16 protein-coding genes are annotated in these 14,518 nt (G+C 68.7%); 7 read left to right on the top strand and 9 right to left on the bottom strand.

Annotation, left to right across the window (positions count from 1 at the left end; genetic code table 11):
• Positions 1-61: 61 nt before the first annotated feature.
• The 4 genes from ACWGO6_RS18345 (at position 62) to ACWGO6_RS18330 (ending at position 4,027) form a co-directional block, all read left to right on the top strand.
• Positions 62-679 (top strand): DedA family protein, encoded by a 618-nt coding sequence (locus ACWGO6_RS18345; protein WP_136042044.1) that lies wholly within the window; start codon positions 62-64, stop codon positions 677-679.
• A gap of 5 nt (positions 680-684) precedes the next feature.
• Complete coding sequence (locus ACWGO6_RS18340; RefSeq protein ID WP_136042043.1) at positions 685-1,950, top strand: sensor histidine kinase; 1,266 nt, start codon at positions 685-687, stop codon at positions 1,948-1,950.
• On the top strand, positions 1,947-2,618 hold the full coding sequence (locus ACWGO6_RS18335; RefSeq protein ID WP_136042042.1) for a response regulator: 672 nt from the start codon (positions 1,947-1,949) through the stop codon (positions 2,616-2,618). The genes ACWGO6_RS18340 and ACWGO6_RS18335 overlap by 4 nt, the downstream gene beginning before the upstream one ends.
• A 98-nt stretch (positions 2,619-2,716) precedes the next feature.
• Positions 2,717-4,027: an acyltransferase family protein gene (locus tag ACWGO6_RS18330; RefSeq protein WP_452327574.1), complete on the top strand. Its 1,311-nt coding sequence runs from the start codon at positions 2,717-2,719 to the stop codon at positions 4,025-4,027.
• A 2-nt stretch (positions 4,028-4,029) separates the two neighbouring features.
• On the opposite strand, the gene ACWGO6_RS18325 is transcribed toward ACWGO6_RS18330, so the two are convergent.
• A complete protein-coding gene (locus ACWGO6_RS18325; protein ID WP_136042040.1) occupies positions 4,030-4,623 on the bottom strand; it encodes an energy-coupling factor transporter transmembrane component T in 594 nt (197 codons plus the stop codon).
• Positions 4,620-5,318, bottom strand: coding sequence for an energy-coupling factor ABC transporter ATP-binding protein (locus ACWGO6_RS18320; protein WP_136042039.1), 699 nt, complete (start codon positions 5,316-5,318; stop codon positions 4,620-4,622). The genes ACWGO6_RS18325 and ACWGO6_RS18320 overlap by 4 nt, the downstream gene beginning before the upstream one ends.
• A gap of 69 nt (positions 5,319-5,387) precedes the next feature.
• Here ACWGO6_RS18320 and ACWGO6_RS18315 point away from each other — a divergent pair, with 69 nt between their 5' ends.
• A complete protein-coding gene (locus ACWGO6_RS18315) occupies positions 5,388-5,972 on the top strand; it encodes a TetR family transcriptional regulator (RefSeq protein ID WP_136042038.1) in 585 nt (194 codons plus the stop codon).
• Here the strand turns inward: ACWGO6_RS18315 and ACWGO6_RS18310 are convergent.
• The 7 genes from ACWGO6_RS18310 to sufB all read right to left on the bottom strand — a co-directional run bounded on the left by ACWGO6_RS18310 (position 5,935) and on the right by sufB (position 12,610).
• Positions 5,935-7,305, bottom strand: a complete 1,371-nt coding sequence (locus ACWGO6_RS18310) for an MFS transporter (RefSeq protein ID WP_136042037.1) — start codon at positions 7,303-7,305, stop codon at positions 5,935-5,937. The genes ACWGO6_RS18315 and ACWGO6_RS18310 overlap by 38 nt on opposite strands.
• Entirely contained in the window at positions 7,302-8,456 is a 1,155-nt protein-coding gene (locus ACWGO6_RS18305; protein WP_452327573.1) for a MalY/PatB family protein, read from the bottom strand. Before ACWGO6_RS18305 ends, ACWGO6_RS18310 begins: the two co-directional genes overlap by 4 nt.
• A gap of 94 nt (positions 8,457-8,550) precedes the next feature.
• Positions 8,551-8,880, bottom strand: a complete 330-nt coding sequence (locus ACWGO6_RS18300) for a metal-sulfur cluster assembly factor (RefSeq protein ID WP_021200756.1) — start codon at positions 8,878-8,880, stop codon at positions 8,551-8,553.
• 9 nt (positions 8,881-8,889) lie between these two features.
• Positions 8,890-9,660, bottom strand: a complete 771-nt coding sequence (sufC, locus tag ACWGO6_RS18295; protein WP_136042035.1) for a Fe-S cluster assembly ATPase SufC — start codon at positions 9,658-9,660, stop codon at positions 8,890-8,892.
• Positions 9,661-9,663: 3 nt separating this feature from the next.
• Positions 9,664-9,990 carry a non-heme iron oxygenase ferredoxin subunit gene (locus ACWGO6_RS18290; RefSeq protein ID WP_017830403.1) on the bottom strand — a complete coding sequence of 109 codons (327 nt, stop codon included), beginning with the start codon at positions 9,988-9,990 and terminating at the stop codon, positions 9,664-9,666.
• Positions 9,987-11,192 carry a Fe-S cluster assembly protein SufD gene (gene sufD, locus ACWGO6_RS18285; protein WP_136042034.1) on the bottom strand — a complete coding sequence of 402 codons (1,206 nt, stop codon included), beginning with the start codon at positions 11,190-11,192 and terminating at the stop codon, positions 9,987-9,989. The genes ACWGO6_RS18290 and sufD overlap by 4 nt, the downstream gene beginning before the upstream one ends.
• Positions 11,192-12,610 carry a Fe-S cluster assembly protein SufB gene (gene sufB, locus ACWGO6_RS18280; RefSeq protein WP_136042033.1) on the bottom strand — a complete coding sequence of 473 codons (1,419 nt, stop codon included), beginning with the start codon at positions 12,608-12,610 and terminating at the stop codon, positions 11,192-11,194. Before sufB ends, sufD begins: the two co-directional genes overlap by 1 nt.
• 233 nt (positions 12,611-12,843) lie before the next feature.
• On the opposite strand from sufB, the gene ACWGO6_RS18275 reads away from it, so the two are divergent.
• Together ACWGO6_RS18275 and ACWGO6_RS18270 are read left to right on the top strand one after the other, a co-directional pair.
• A complete protein-coding gene (locus tag ACWGO6_RS18275) occupies positions 12,844-13,950 on the top strand; it encodes a COX15/CtaA family protein (protein WP_136042032.1) in 1,107 nt (368 codons plus the stop codon).
• Positions 13,951-14,016: 66 nt separating this feature from the next.
• A complete protein-coding gene (locus ACWGO6_RS18270; RefSeq protein WP_136042031.1) occupies positions 14,017-14,481 on the top strand; it encodes a hypothetical protein in 465 nt (154 codons plus the stop codon).
• Positions 14,482-14,518 lie beyond the last annotated feature (37 nt).

Below are 14,518 nucleotides of genomic sequence, written 5' to 3'. Positions count from 1 at the left end.
GTGAGGCGGGCGATACCGCAGAGGGATGACCGCTCGGGTACGCGCTGCATAGCGTGCAGGAGTGGACATCCTCAACGAGCTCATCATGCAGGCCATCGCCTCCCCATGGCTGTACCTGGTCCTGTTCGCGGTCACCGTGATCGACGGCTTCTTCCCGCCGGTGCCGAGCGAGACGGTGCTCGTCGCGGCCGCGGCCGTCGCCGCATCGACGGGCGACGGGAACCTCCTGCTCCTGGGCGCAGTCGCCGCGATCGGCGCGACGATCGGCGACAACATCGCGTTCGTGATCGGCCGCAGTCTCGGCACCACCCGCTTCGCCTGGATGAGGCGCCCCCGCGTGGCTGCGACGTTCGCGTACGCGCAGCAGGCCCTCGATCGGCGCAGCGCCACCCTCATCCTCGGGGCCCGCTACATCCCGGTCGGACGCGTGGCCGTCAACATGTCCGCCGGGGCGCTCGGGTTCCCGTGGCGGCGCTTCCTGCCTCTGAGCCTGATCGCCGGCGCGAGCTGGAGCATCTTCAGCCTGGCGATCGGTCTGCTCGCCGGCGCCTGGATCAAGGACCAGCCACTGCTCAGCGCCGGTCTCGGCATCGTCATCGCACTGGTGATCGGCTTCGTGATCGACCGCATCGCCGCGGCCCGGCGCCGCCGCGCACCCGAGCCGCAACTGGCAGGATGACAGGCATGGCACGCCGACGACAGCGCACACCGTTGCGCCAACGGATCAGCCGCCGCACCTTCGCCCTCTGGGCGCTGGGTGGGGCGGTCGTGGCGTTGTACTCGATCCTCGTGCCGCTCCAGACCATCCTGTCCGGCACTCCACTGCCGCTGTCGTTCATCCTCGGCGCGGTGCTGTGCTTCTCGCCCTTTCTCGCGATCAGCCGCCCGGTATGGGCCATCGGGCTGTTCACCGCGGGGGCGCTCATCCTGCCGCTCACGGTCGTGCCGGAACTCGCGATCCAGTCGCCGTGGCCCTGGTCCGTCCCCGCACTCCTCACGTTCGCCCTCTTCGTCGGCGTGGTCACGTTCCTCCACGGCGCTCGACTCGGAGCCTTCGCACTGATCCTCGGAGCGATCGCCTCCCTGCTGGCGCCCATGCTCCGCCCCGACATGGTGGCCGTGCCCGCGTCCTCCGCCAGCGCCACCGCCGACCTCATCGTCACGACCGCGGTGGCCTCCGCGACCTTCCTCATCGCCGCGCTCGTCGCCGGTCGTGTGCGCGTCGCGGCCGAACTGACGCGCGAGAAGGAGCACAGCGCTCTCGAGGAAGCCCGTCGTGCGCTCGTGGAGGAACGCACGCGGATCGCGAGGGAGCTGCACGACGTGGTCGCGCACAGCATGTCCGTGATCCAGGTGCAGGCGTCGACCGCCAAGTACCGCATCCCGGAGCTCGGCGACGCGGCGACCGCCGAGTTCGATGACATCGCCGCGACCGCCCGCAGCTCGCTGACCGAGATGCGGCGCATGCTCGGCGTGCTGCGCACCGAGGATCAGACCGCCGAACTCGCTCCCCAGCAGGGCATCGACGACATCCCGGCGCTGGTCGACACCATCCGCCGAGCCGGCGTCGAGGTCGGCCTCGTGCTCGAGGGTGGGGAAGCCGCTGCCGCCGCGACGCCCTCGGTGCAGATCGCCGCATTCCGCATCGTCCAGGAGGCGCTGAGCAACGCGGTGCGACATGCTCCCGGTGCGCGCATCGCCGTACGGCTGCATGCGGAGGCTCGCAGCATCCGCATCCAGGTGCACAACGGAGCGCCGCCCCGTGCCTCCGACGGCCCCGGCGGCGGCTACGGGTTGCGTGGCATGCGCGAGCGTGCCGAGATCCTGGGCGGCAGCCTCTCGGCCGGCCCCGCATCCGATGGCGGCTGGGATGTGGAGGCCGTGCTCCCCCTGAGCGCCGACGACTCCGGCGCAGAGACGGCCACTTCGCTCGACAAGGAGAATCCGTGACGATCAGCGTCCTCATCGCCGATGACCAGGCCATGGTGCGTGCGGGTTTCGCCGCACTGCTCGATGCCCATGACGGGATCCGGGTGGCCGGTCAAGCGGCGAACGGCGCCGAAGCCGTCACCCTGGCGGCGCGTCTGGATCCGGACGTGATCTTGATGGACGTGCGCATGCCGGAACTCGACGGGATCGAAGCCACTCGGCGGATTCTCGGTCCGTCGTATCCGGCCGCCCATGTCCCCCGGATCCTGATGCTCACCACGTTCGACATCGACGACTACGTGTACGACGCCCTCGAGGCCGGCGCCAGCGGATTCCTGCTGAAAGACGCGCTGCCCGAGGAGCTCGTGCACGCGGTTCGCGTCGTGGCGGACGGGGATGCACTCCTCGCGCCGAGCGTCACCCGACGCATGATCGAGCAGTTCGCCGGTCGCAGGCCCCGCGCACCTCGCTCGGCTACCGCCCTCGCCGAGCTCACCGACCGCGAGCGCGAAGTGCTGGTCCTGATCGGGAAGGGGCGCTCCAACACCGAGATCGCCGCCGACCTGTTCATCGCGGAGCAGACCGTCAAGACGCACGTCGGCAAGGTGCTCGCCAAGCTGAATCTGCGCGACCGCGTGCACGCCGTGATCCTCGCCTACGACACCGGACTCGTCGAGCCGTCTTCCTGACTCACACCCTCGTAGGGGGTCGTAACGGCACCCGAGGGTGATGCACCCGCGGACACCGCGTCCATAGTCTCCTGGGACACCGCTCCCGAGGAGGACTCATGACCACCGTCCAGGCACCCACTGCCGGCATCATCGCGCCTCCGCAACGCGCGTCCCGCGACACCGGGATCGACTTCGTCCGGGCGCTCTGCGTCCTGGGCGTCGTCCTGCTCCACTCGATCATGGTGGGCGTCACCGTGGACGCGTCCGGTCCCGTCTTCACGAACGCCAGCGACGGCACAGCGTGGATCGCGCCGCTCAGCTGGCTCCTGCAGGTGATGCCGCTGTTCTTCGTGATCGGAGGCTTCTCGGGACTCCTCGCCTACCGACGGATGCGGGAGCGCGGCGGGACCGCCGTCGGCTTCGTGGCCGGACGACTGCATCGTCTGCTGCGACCCGCCGTCTTCACGATCGCCATCGTCGGCATCGGACTGGCGCTGCTCACGGTCTTCGGCGTGCCTGCCGATCTGATCGCGACCGCGGGTTTCCGGTACGGACAGCCGCTCTGGTTCCTCGGCGTCTTCCTGCTGTGCCAGGCGCTGCTGCCCGCACTCGCCGCCGCCCACGAGCGCGCCCCGTACCGCACGATCGGCGTTCTCGTCACCGCGTCGATCGCCGTCGACGTGCTGCGCGCCGCGACCGGGCTCGAAGGACTCGGCTTCCTGAATCTCGCCTTCGTGTGGATGACCTTGCAGCAGCTCGGGTTCTTCCTCGCCGACGGACGCATCGGGCGTCTCAGCCGCCGCGTGCGTGCGGCAGCGGGCATCGCCGCTCTGCTCCTGCTCGTCGCGACGTTCCTGACCGGGGTCTACTCCCCCGATCTGATCGCGAACATCAACCCGCCGACCGCGGCCCTCCTCCTCGTCGGCGTCGCGCACACCAGCCTGCTCTCCCTGCACCGCGAACGCATCGAGCGGTTCAGCCGTCGGCCGCGTGTCGCCGCGTTCACGGCGTTCGTGACGGTGCGCACGATGACGATCTACCTGTGGCACATGCCCGTCCTGCTGGTGATGGCCGGCGCCACCGCCGTCTACGCCCTCGTCACCGGTGTGGCGCTGCCGACGCTCGACAGCGCGGACTGGTGGGCGGGCCGCCCGCTCTGGCTCGCGATGGCGCTCGCGTTGTCCGCGGTCGTCGCCGTTGCCTTCACCCGGTTCGAGTCGCAGCCGGCGCCGCAGGCCACCGGTTCCGTGCCGCGGCTCGTCGTCGGAGCACTGAGCGGGCTGATCGGCGTCGTGATGCTCCTGGTGCTGGGCACGTCCGTCGCGACGGCCCTGATCGCGGTCGCCCTGATCCTCGCGGCGCTCCGGCTCTCGTCGCGCACGATGCCGCTGCCGCCTGTCGGCGCGCGCACCCTTGTTCCCGCGTAGGGTCAGCCCAGGCCCCGTGCCGCCAGCGCGTCGCCGACCTCGTCGGCGTGCCGCAGGGAGAGGACGAGCAGCGGCACGACCCCACGCACGCCCAACCGTACACCGCGAGCCCGTGCAGCGTCCCGCACGCGATCAGCGAATCCGGCGATCACGGGGATCGTCGTGATCGTGAGTGAGATCGTCAGCGCCACCGCGGCGGGATCGAGACCGAATCGACGGAGCGGCCGCACGATCCGCTGCATCACCGCCACGAGATCCGCCATCCGGGTCGTGAGCGTCAGCAGGCTCGCCAGCAGGAGTATCGCCACGACGCGCCCGGTGCTGATCCACGCGGCGAGAGGCGAGACGAAGATCACGAGCGCCAGAGCGAGCACGAGGATGAGCCAGCGCAGACGCCAGACCTCGAGCAACGGCACACGGATGGGCATCGCCCCGAGCCCGTAGATCGCGAGAACACCCAGGAGCGAGAGGGCGATGCTCGCCGCGTCATGGGGATACAGCGATAAGAGGAGTGCGCCGACCGCCAGCGCCGCGAGCTTGAGCCCGGCCGGCGCGCGATGGAGGATGCTGCTCCCCGGACGGTAGAGCGCGATCATCCGCACGCTCGACGATATGCGGCGATCACGGCGGACGACTCTCCGGCGGCCGCGACTCGCCCCTCCTCGAACAGAATCGCGGTCTCGCACCGCCCGGCCAGCTCGAGGTCATGCGTCACCAGGACGACCTGAGTCGGTTGCGCGAGAAGCAGGTCGCCGATGCGCCGAGAATTGCGCAGGTCGAGGAGTGTGGTCGGCTCGTCGGCGACGATGAGCTGAGGTTCGGCGATCAGCACGGCGGCCAGGGCGAGCATCTGCTTCTGGCCTCCCGAGAGGCTGGATGCGGGCACATCGGCGTGCTCTGCCAGCCCGTGGGCAGCGAGGGTGTCTCTGACGCGGTGGGCGACCTCCGCCTTCCTCCGACCACGCAGAGACAGCGCGAGGTCTTCGGCCGGGGTGGGCATGAGGATCTGCGCATCCGGGTTCGTGAACACGAATCCGACCCGGCGACGCAGGGCGGCACGATCGCGCACCGTGTCGAGACCGTGCACCGCCACTTTCCCCGTGCTCGGGGGGATGAGTCCGTTCAGCAGCCGGGCGAACGTGGACTTCCCCGACCCGTTCGCACCGATCACCGCGATCGTCGGAGCCGTCAGGGCCACGGAGACATCTCGCAGCACAGGGCGTCCGTCGAGCAGCACCGAGACCGCATCCACGGCGATCGTCCCGATACCTGCCTCGCGGGTGATTGCCATGCGGGATCCCTCCGAGCGAGACGCGACCTGAACACCGTTCACCTGAACGTCGTTCACTATAATCGGAGGATGAGTCCGGAGACGAATCAGGCACGACACGACCGTGACAGCGTCGCCCGGAGCGCGCTCGCTCTCCTCGACGAGGTCGGGCTCGCCGATCTCTCGATGCGACGCATCGCGGCCCGGCTGGATGTGCAGCCCAGCGCCCTCTACTGGCACTTCTCCAGCAAGCAGGAGCTCCTCGCCGAACTCGCCGACCGGATCACATCCTCGATCCCTCAGGGCAGTGCCGACGTGCTCATCACAGCACGAAGCATCCGCGATGCCCTCTTCGCCTACCGCGACGGCGCCGAGCTGGTGCTCAGCACGTATGCCCTGCAACTCGGTTCGTCACACGCGCAGTCGGTGCTCACCGCAGCATTGCGCACGCAGGGTGCGACCGACGCCGAGGACCGGGGCGCGGCGATCCTGCACTTCGTCCTCGGCCACGCCACGCTCGTGCAGCAGCGCATGCATGCCGACAGCCACGGCGCCCTCCCTCGCGCAGACGAGATCGACGTCACGGCCGGACTCGATCGCACCTTCGACCTCGGGGTCTCTGCGCTCGCGGGAACACTCACCGCACCGGCGACTCCGCCGCGTGTCCGAGCCTGAGGCCCGGGACCGACGCGAGCACGACGAGCCCGATGCAGAACGCGAACACCGCACCGAACGCACCTGCCTCACCTCCGAGGGATGCCACCGCGAGCCCGGCCAGCGCGATGGCGACGGCTGAGCCCGTGGCGTCCGAGATGGACAGCGCGGAGGAATTGAATCCCTGATTCGTCTCGTCCGAGTACGCGAGCGTGAGGACGGTCAATCGCGGATAGAGCAGTCCCATCCCGCCGCCGGCGAACGCCCAGCCGAGCACCACGACGGCCGCTGAGACGTCGAAGAGCGCGGCGACGAGAACGCACAGCATCGCGACGAGCAGTGAGCCGAGACTGATCACTGTGATGCGGTGGTTCCCCAGCCGCTCACCGAACCGTCCCTGCAGCGCCGAGGCTCCCGCCCACGCCAGCGCGGCGAGCATGAGAGCAACCCCCGCCCACGTTGCACTGAAGTCGAACTTCTTCATCAGCAGGTATGGGATGTAGGCCTCGGCCGCGAAGAACGCGCCCGCCGCGATACCGCGCATGAGCACCACGCTCGGCAGTCCCCGGCCCGCCCGGAGGGTGCGTCGCGGCAGCAACGGGAGTACCGCGAAGCCGATCGCCAGCACGGCGCCGATCGCCACGGGCCACCCGATCGAGGGCGCCAGCTTCGCCGAGAAGCCGACCACGACGGCGAGCACCGCCACTACCACCGCCAGCACCAGCCGGACGACGAGCGCGCGCCGGTCCTGCGGCTCGCCTCCTCCGAGATCGACACCGCGCAGTCGGACCGCGATCATGACGAAGGCGGCCGCCGTCAGCACGGCGACACCGAGGAACGCCCACCGCCAGTCCAGATACTCGGCGACGGCACCGGCGAGGAACGGCCCCACCATCGACGGCACGACCCAGGCCGCGGCGAAGGCAGCGAAGATGCGCCCGTGCAGGTGCGGCGGATACAGCCTCGCGACGACGACGTAGAGCGCGACCGTCTGTCCGCCGGCACCCAGGCCCTGAACGAGCCGACCGATCAGGAACTGGTCCATCGTCACCGCGAAGCCCGAGATCAGCAGACCCAGGATGAAGAGCGTGACGGCGACGTACAGGGCCCCGCGCGGTCCGCGGGTGTCCGACCATGCGCCCGTGGCGACCATGCCGATCACACTCGTCGCCAGGGTGCCGGCGAATGCCACGGCGTAGAGGGCCTCGCCGTGCAGCGCCTCGCTGACGATCGGCATCACCGTCGTCACCGCGAGCGCCTCGACGGCGGCGAGGAAGATCAGTGCGACCGCGCCGAGCGTCACCCAGATGCGTTGGCGGTCCCAGATCGTCGCGGCGTCTGCCGGAGTCGTCATCGACCCACGAGTGCCGCGATGCGCTCGATCGCCTCGGTGATGATCTCCGGGCTGGTGCCGAAGTTCAGGCGCACGTGACCCGCACCCTCGGCGCCGAAGGCAGGTCCGAAGTGCAGGGCGACTTTCGCATCGCGCAGGATGCGTCGTGCGGGGTTGCCGCCCCAGCCGAGTGCGGAGAGGTCGATCCACGCGAGGTAGCCGGCGTCCGGGATGCGATAGCGGGCACCCGGGAGGTGCGCGGCCAGCAGGTCCTCGAGCAGCACACGGTTCTCATCGAGCGAGCGCAGCAGCCCGTCGAGCCAGGGGTCGCTCTCTTCCGAGAACGCCGCCACGGCAGCGAGCAGACCGAACTGTCCGGTGCGCCACTCCACCTCGACGGGCAGTCCACGCACGACCTCGGTCGTCGCGTCGTCGGCGGTGACCATGAGGGCGCACTTCAGACCCGCGAGGTTGAAGGCCTTGCTGGCGCTGACGACCGCATAGCCGACGCGTTCGGCCGCATCGCTCACCGCGAGGAACGGAGTGAATCCGGTCCCCGGCTGGGCGAGCGGTGCATGGATCTCGTCCGAGACGACGGTCGCACCGAACTCATCCGCCAGTTCGGCCAGAGCGGCGAGGGTGTCGCGGTCATGCACCGTGCCGGTCGGATTGTGCGGGTTGCAGAGCAGGATCGCCGTCGCTCCGTCCTCGAAGGCAGCACGGATGCCGTCGAGGTCGAGCTCCCAGCGTGTTCCCGTGTCACGCAGCGGAACTCGCTCCACTTCTGCGCCGGCTTCGGCGACCAGGTCGTAGAACGGCGGATACACCGGAGGGGTCACGACGATGCGCTCCCCCGGCTGGGTCACGCGGCGGAGGATCTCCACGATCCCCATGCTCACGTCCGCGGTGCTCCGCATTCTCGCGGGGTCGGGCAGCCAGCCATAGCGGCGGTTCGCGAAAGCAGCGAACGACTCGGCGAGCGGCGTCCGCGATGCGACATACCCGGTATCACCGATCTCCACGGCGCGCCGCAGCGCGGCGGAGATCGCCGGCGCGAGCGGGAAGTCGGTCTCGGCGACGAACAGCGGAAGCACATCGGCCGGGTACTCGCGCCACTTCTCGCTGCTGCGCTCGCGAAGCTCCGCCAGAGGCAGGGCCTTCACCTGAAGCATTCGACCTCCCGAGGTCCCGACACGCGCCGTCGACGTGTCATCCGTTCCGACGCGCGCATCGTCGTGCCGCCTTGCGGCAGCGATCTGGCGCGCGTCAGATGGCGAAGCCGAGCGCGCGCATCATGTCGCGCCCGTCGTCCGTGATCCGCTCCGGACCCCACGGTGGCATCCACACCCAGTTGATCCGGAAGCGGTCGACCACACTGTCCAGAGCCTGAGCGGTCTGGTCCTCCAGCACGTCGGTGAGCGGGCAGCCCGCGCTGGTCAGCGTCATGTGGATGACGAGAGCATCGTTCTCGTCATCCCAGGCGAGGTCGTAGATGAGGCCGAGGTCGACGACATTGATCCCGAGCTCGGGGTCCATGACGTCCTTGAGAGCCTCGGTGACCGCATCGTACTTCTCGTCCGTGAGGGTCGCTGTCATGCGATCAGCCTACGCCTCGATGGGGGCTGCAGGGTCGAGGAAACGGTCGTATCCCTCGTTCTCCAGCCGGTCTGCGAGCTCGGGGCCGCCCTCTTCGACGATCTTGCCCGCGACGACCACGTGGACGAAGTCGGGGCGGATGTAGCGGAGGATGCGGGTGTAGTGCGTGATCAGGAGCACGCCGAGTCCGGTGGACTCCTTCGCGCGGTTGACGCCCTCGGAGACGATCTTGAGCGCGTCGACATCGAGACCGGAGTCGGTCTCGTCGAGGATCGCGAACTTCGGCTTCAGCACCTCGAGCTGCAGGATCTCGTGGCGCTTCTTCTCACCGCCGGAGAAGCCCTCGTTGACGTTGCGCTGGGCGAACTTCGGGTCCATGCGCAGGTTCGACATGGCCGCCTTGACGTCCTTGGTCCAGCCGCGGATCGCCGGCGCTTCGCCGTCGAGTGCGGTCTTCGCCGTGCGGAGGAAGTTCGTCACCGTCACGCCGGGGATCTCGACCGGGTACTGCATGGCGAGGAAGAGCCCTGCGCGGGCGCGCTCGTCGACCGTCATCTCCAGGACGTCCTGGCCGTCGAACGTGATGGAACCGGAGGTCACCGTGTACTTCGGGTGACCGGCGATCGTGTAGGCCAGTGTCGACTTGCCCGAGCCGTTGGGGCCCATGATGGCGTGGGTCTCACCGGTGTTCATGGTGAGGTTGATTCCGTTGAGGATCGGGGTGGTCCCCGCATCGGTCTCGACCGTCACATGCAGGTCGCGGATCTCGAGAACAGACATTCTTCAAACTTCCTTAATCACAGTCGGATCGATGAGCACGTCGTCGCCGTCGATCTGGACGACGTAGACCGGGACCGGCTCATATGCGGGGAGATTCTGGGGCTTGCCGGTGAGCAGCGAGAAGGCGGAGCCGTGTGCCCAGCACTCCACCGTGTCGCCCTCGACGAAGCCTTCGGACAGCGAGATGTCGCCGTGGGTGCAGGTGTCGCCGATGGCGTGGATGACTCCCTCGCCGTCCTTGATCACCGTGATCGGCACGCCGCCCGGGTCGACACGCAACGGCATGTCCTGTTCGAGGTCGGCGACTCCGCAGACGCGTTCGGCGGTCATGCACTCACCTCGGCCAGCTCCGCCTCGATCGCCGCCAGGAGCTCGGTCTCGAGGGCGGGGATGCCGAGGCGCTGCACGATGTCGGTGAGGAAGCCGAGCACGACGAGTCGCCGCGCCTCCTCCTCGGTGATACCGCGCGCCTGCAGGTAGAACAGCTGCTCGTCGTCGAAACGACCCGTGGCACTGGCGTGCCCGGCTCCGAGGATGTCGCCCGTCTCGATCTCGAGGTTCGGGATCGAGTCGGCGCGGGCGCCCTCGGTGAGGACCAGGTTGCGGTTCGCCTCGTAGGAGTCGGTGCCCGTGGCGTCGGCTCCGATCAGCACGTCGCCGATCCAGACGCTGTGCGCCCCCTGACCCTGCAGCGCACCCTTGTAGAGGACGTCGCCCTTGGTGTGCGGTCCCTTGTGGTGCAGGTAGACCTGGCTCTCGAGGTGCTGCCCGGCGTCGGCGTAGGAGAGGCCGTAGAGGTAGCCCTCGGAGCCGGCGCCTGCGAGTTCGACGTTCGGGTTGACGCGCACGACGCCACCGCCGAAGCTGACGACGAAGTGCTTGAGGGTCGCATCCGCACCGACCCGCGCCTGGTGCGCCGCCGTGTGCACCGCATCATCCGCCCACTGCTGCAGGCTGATGACCGTGAGCTTCGCACCGTCGCGGACGATGATCTCGACGTTCTGCGCGTACTGGGCGGACCCGGTGTGCTGCAGGACGACCGTCGCCGAGCTGTGCTCGAGCGCCTCGATCACGATGTGCGCGTCGGCACGGCGATCGGCGCCGAGACCGGCGATCGAGACGAAGACGGGTTCGGCGACCTCTTCCTCGCGCGGGATCCGCACGTGCAGGGCCTCAGCAGCTCCCTGCCAGGCCACGGCGGCGGTGACGTCTTCCGCAAGGAAGACCTCGCCGCGGGGGGCGGCGCCGATCGCGAGCGGAGCGGCGATGTACTGCTCCCCTGCGTCGACCGTGTAGCTCACGCCGTCGTTCTGCGGGGCCACCTCGAACAGGGAGGTGAGCTGCGCGACCGGCGTGTGCTTCCAGTTGACCTCGCGCCCGGTGGGGGCGCCGAAGTCAGACGGATCGAAGGAGTGCGGACGCTCGGAGCGGGTCTGCACCGGGACGAATCCGGCTGCGGCGACCTGGGCTGCGGGGTCGATGTGCGCGTTCGTGTGCTGCGCCTCGGCAGGCGCTGTCGTAGCGGCGGTCACTAGCCGACCGATCCTTCCATGCCCATCTCGATGAGCTTGTTCAGTTCCATGGCGTATTCCATCGGCAGCTCACGCGCGATCGGCTCGATGAAGCCGCGCACGATCATCGCCATCGCCTCGTCCTCGGGCATGCCACGGGACTGCAGGTAGAACAGCTGCTCCTCGCTCACCTTCGAGACCGTGGCCTCGTGGCCGAGCTGCACGTCGTCGACACGGATGTCGATCGCCGGGTAGGTGTCGGAGCGAGACTTCGTGTCGACGAGCAGGGCGTCGCAGCGCACCGTGTTCGCGGAGTGGTGAGCCGCGGCGTCCACTCGGACCTCACCCCGATACCCGGCACGTCCTCCGCCGCGGGCGATCGACTTCGAGACGATCGACGACTGCGTGTACGGGGCCATGTGGATCATCTTCGCGCCGGCGTCCTGGTGCTGACCGGGACCGGCGAAGGCGACCGAGAGGGTCTCTCCCTTGGCGTGCTCGCCCATCAGGTAGATCGACGGGTACTTCATCGTCACCTTGGAGCCGATGTTGCCGTCGACCCACTCCATGGTTGCGCCCTCGTATGCCACGGCGCGCTTGGTGACCAGGTTGTAGACGTTGTTCGACCAGTTCTGGATCGTCGTGTAGCGAACGCGGGCGTTCTTCTTCACGATGATCTCGACGACGGCCGAGTGCAGCGAGTCCGACTTGTAGATCGGGGCGGTGCAGCCCTCGATGTAGTGGACGTAGCTGTCCTCATCGGCGATGATCAGGGTCCGCTCGAACTGGCCCATGTTCTCGGTGTTGATGCGGAAGTATGCCTGCAGGGGAATCTCGACGTGCACGCCCTTGGGGACGTAGACGAACGAGCCACCCGACCAGACGGCCGTGTTCAGCGCCGCGAACTTGTTGTCGCCGGCGGGGATGACGGTGCCGAAGTACTCCTCGAAGAACTCGGGGTGCTCGCGCAGCGCCGTGTCGGTGTCCATGAAGATGACACCCTGCTGCTCCAGGTCCTCACGGATCTGGTGGTACACGACCTCGGACTCGTACTGAGCCGCGACGCCGGCCACGAGCCGCTGGCGCTCGGCCTCGGGGATGCCGAGGCGCTCGTAGGTCTCGCGGATCTCGGCGGGAAGGTCTTCCCACGTCTGCGCCTGCTTCTCGGTGGAGCGGACGAAGTACTTGATGTTGTCGAAGTCGATCTCGCTGAGGTCTGCACCCCAGGTCGGCATCGGCTTGCGGCCGAAGAGCTGGTATCCCTTGAGACGGGTCTTCAGCATCCATTCGGGTTCGTTCTTGAGGGCGGAGATCCCCCGCACGACCTCTTCCGAGATCCCGCGTTTGGCGATGGCGCCGGCGGCGTCCTCATCGTGCCAGCCGAATTCGTACACCCCCAGACCGTCAAGCTCCGGGCGGTCGATCAGTACATCCGACATCCAACACTCTCCTCACAGGTCCCAAACGGTGTCATCCGCCCCGACACACCTGATCCCCGTCGAGTCTGCGGGAGCGGGTGCCGTTGGTGGGCCCTCATCACCGGCGCTTCCATCGCGCCTAAACTGTTGACGATGCTGCAGCGCTGTCAGCGCTCATCGCAACAATCCGATTCTACAGGTTCCGCCTGACAGACGGGCCATGCCCGCCGGTTCCAGCGCGGTCCGGAGGACTAATGCCCGAGACGACGATCCCCGCCTCCACTCCGACGCGGACGGCTCCACCCCGTTCTGCTCCGTGGGGACGGGTGCTGACGGTCTTCGCCTGGCTCTCCTTCGTCAGCGAGACCATCATCATCGGCACCGGCGGCGCGGTGCGCCTGACCGGTTCCGGCCTCGGATGCTCGGACTGGCCGCTGTGCACGCCCGATTCCCTTGTGCCGATCCTCGAAGTGCAGGGCATCCACGGAATCATCGAGTTCGGCAACCGGCTGATGACGGGCGTGGTGGGGATCATCGCGCTGGCCGTCGTGCTGCTGGTCCTGCACCTGTTCAGCGGGAAGCGCGGCCTGGTCACCGCGCTCTGGTTCGCCGCCGGCGGCATCGTCGCGGCCGTCGCCGCGTTCGCCATCGCCGCCCCCCTGCACTTCCCGGCCTCCCCCATCGCGCTGGGTGTGCTCCTGATCGCCGTCATCGCGGCGGCCGTCCGCTCGGTCCGCACGACTCCCGCCAGACGCGACCTCGTCCTGCTCGCGTGGCTCGTGCTCATCGGTGTGGTGGCACAGGCGCTCGTCGGCGGCATCACCGTGCTGACCGGCCTCAACCCCTTCATCGTCGGCTTCCACTACACCTCGTCCCTGCTGCTCGTCTGCATCACGGCGGCGTTCCTGGTGCGCCTGAAGCAGGACGGCGGGCCCCGTGAGCGCGCGGTTCCCGCGTGGTTCGCGGCCGTCACCCACCTGACCGGCCTCGCACTCGCGGTGACGATCGTCTTCGGTGTGCTGACGACCGGATCGGGGCCCCACTCCGGTGACGCGGATGTGCTGCGGCACGGCTTCGACGCGACCGTGCTCGCCCATGTGCATTCGTGGCCCGGCTACATCCTGGCTGCGCTGGTGCTGTTCCTCACGGTCGCCGCCTGGGCGCTGCGCCTGGAACCGCGGCGCTGGCTGCTCGTGCTCGTGCTCGCGATCCTGGTGCAGGTCGGCGTCGGGGTCTGGCAGGCGCGCGAAGGACTGCCGCCGCTGCTGGTCGGCATCCACATGGTGCTCGCGTCTCTCTCGGCCGCGACCTACACCGTGGTCGTGCTGCACCTGAAGCGCGCCGTCCCCGTCGAGGACTGATCCCGCACAGGCGATCCACAGCTCGCACATCGCCGACTCATCAGCGCGTCCGCGATCGTGGATGACATGAACAAGTCACTCTCACGCAGCATCGGATTCTGGCTCCTCCTGGTCGTGTCCCTCGCCACGACGGCAGTCGGTGGATGGCTCATCTCCGGTCAGATCGGGACGATGACGACCACGCTGCTCGACGGCACGGCCACGGGCGTCGAGGTGTATGTCGGCCAGTCGCTCGTCGTCGTGGGCGCAGGCGTCCTCGCGGCCGGAATCGTCGGCATCCTGCTCACCCTCGGGCTCGTCGCCGCTCGCTCGCTCGTGCCTGCCCCGGCCCCGACCGTCGTCGAGGCCATCGACTGGACCGCGACGCCGGAGCAGGCTCCGACCGAGACGCCGACGTCCGAGACCGCCGCATCCTCCGAGGCAGCGCCGGCATCCGAGGCCGCCGCGGTCGACGTGGTCCCCGCCGCCGACGCGGACGACGCAGCTGCCCCTTCCGACGCGAAGCCGGACGACTCGACGATCACCCGCTGATCTTCCGAGCGGAAAGAACGACGGAGCGGCGCCGAGG

It is taken from the genome of Microbacterium sp. NPDC055665 (genome assembly GCF_053618035.1).
The sequence above is the reverse complement of the archived record's forward strand: the minus strand, read 5'-3'. Positions and strand labels throughout refer to the sequence as shown.

What these genes read in the sequence shown, in the direction of transcription:
- ACWGO6_RS18340 (WP_136042043.1), top strand. Translation starts at nt 685, where the DNA reads ATGGCACGCCGACGACAGCGCACACCGTTGCGCCAACGGATCAGCCGC.
- ACWGO6_RS18330 (WP_452327574.1), top strand. Translation starts at nt 2,717, where the DNA reads ATGACCACCGTCCAGGCACCCACTGCCGGCATCATCGCGCCTCCGCAA.
- ACWGO6_RS18325 (WP_136042040.1), bottom strand. Translation starts at nt 4,623, where the DNA reads ATGATCGCGCTCTACCGTCCGGGGAGCAGCATCCTCCATCGCGCGCCG.
- ACWGO6_RS18320 (WP_136042039.1), bottom strand. Translation starts at nt 5,318, where the DNA reads ATGGCAATCACCCGCGAGGCAGGTATCGGGACGATCGCCGTGGATGCG.
- ACWGO6_RS18315 (WP_136042038.1), top strand. Translation starts at nt 5,388, where the DNA reads ATGAGTCCGGAGACGAATCAGGCACGACACGACCGTGACAGCGTCGCC.
- ACWGO6_RS18310 (WP_136042037.1), bottom strand. Translation starts at nt 7,305, where the DNA reads ATGACGACTCCGGCAGACGCCGCGACGATCTGGGACCGCCAACGCATC.
- ACWGO6_RS18305 (WP_452327573.1), bottom strand. Translation starts at nt 8,456, where the DNA reads ATGCTTCAGGTGAAGGCCCTGCCTCTGGCGGAGCTTCGCGAGCGCAGC.
- ACWGO6_RS18300 (WP_021200756.1), bottom strand. Translation starts at nt 8,880, where the DNA reads ATGACAGCGACCCTCACGGACGAGAAGTACGATGCGGTCACCGAGGCT.
- sufC (WP_136042035.1), bottom strand. Translation starts at nt 9,660, where the DNA reads ATGTCTGTTCTCGAGATCCGCGACCTGCATGTGACGGTCGAGACCGAT.
- ACWGO6_RS18290 (WP_017830403.1), bottom strand. Translation starts at nt 9,990, where the DNA reads ATGACCGCCGAACGCGTCTGCGGAGTCGCCGACCTCGAACAGGACATG.
- sufB (WP_136042033.1), bottom strand. Translation starts at nt 12,610, where the DNA reads ATGTCGGATGTACTGATCGACCGCCCGGAGCTTGACGGTCTGGGGGTG.
- ACWGO6_RS18275 (WP_136042032.1), top strand. Translation starts at nt 12,844, where the DNA reads ATGCCCGAGACGACGATCCCCGCCTCCACTCCGACGCGGACGGCTCCA.
- ACWGO6_RS18270 (WP_136042031.1), top strand. Translation starts at nt 14,017, where the DNA reads ATGAACAAGTCACTCTCACGCAGCATCGGATTCTGGCTCCTCCTGGTC.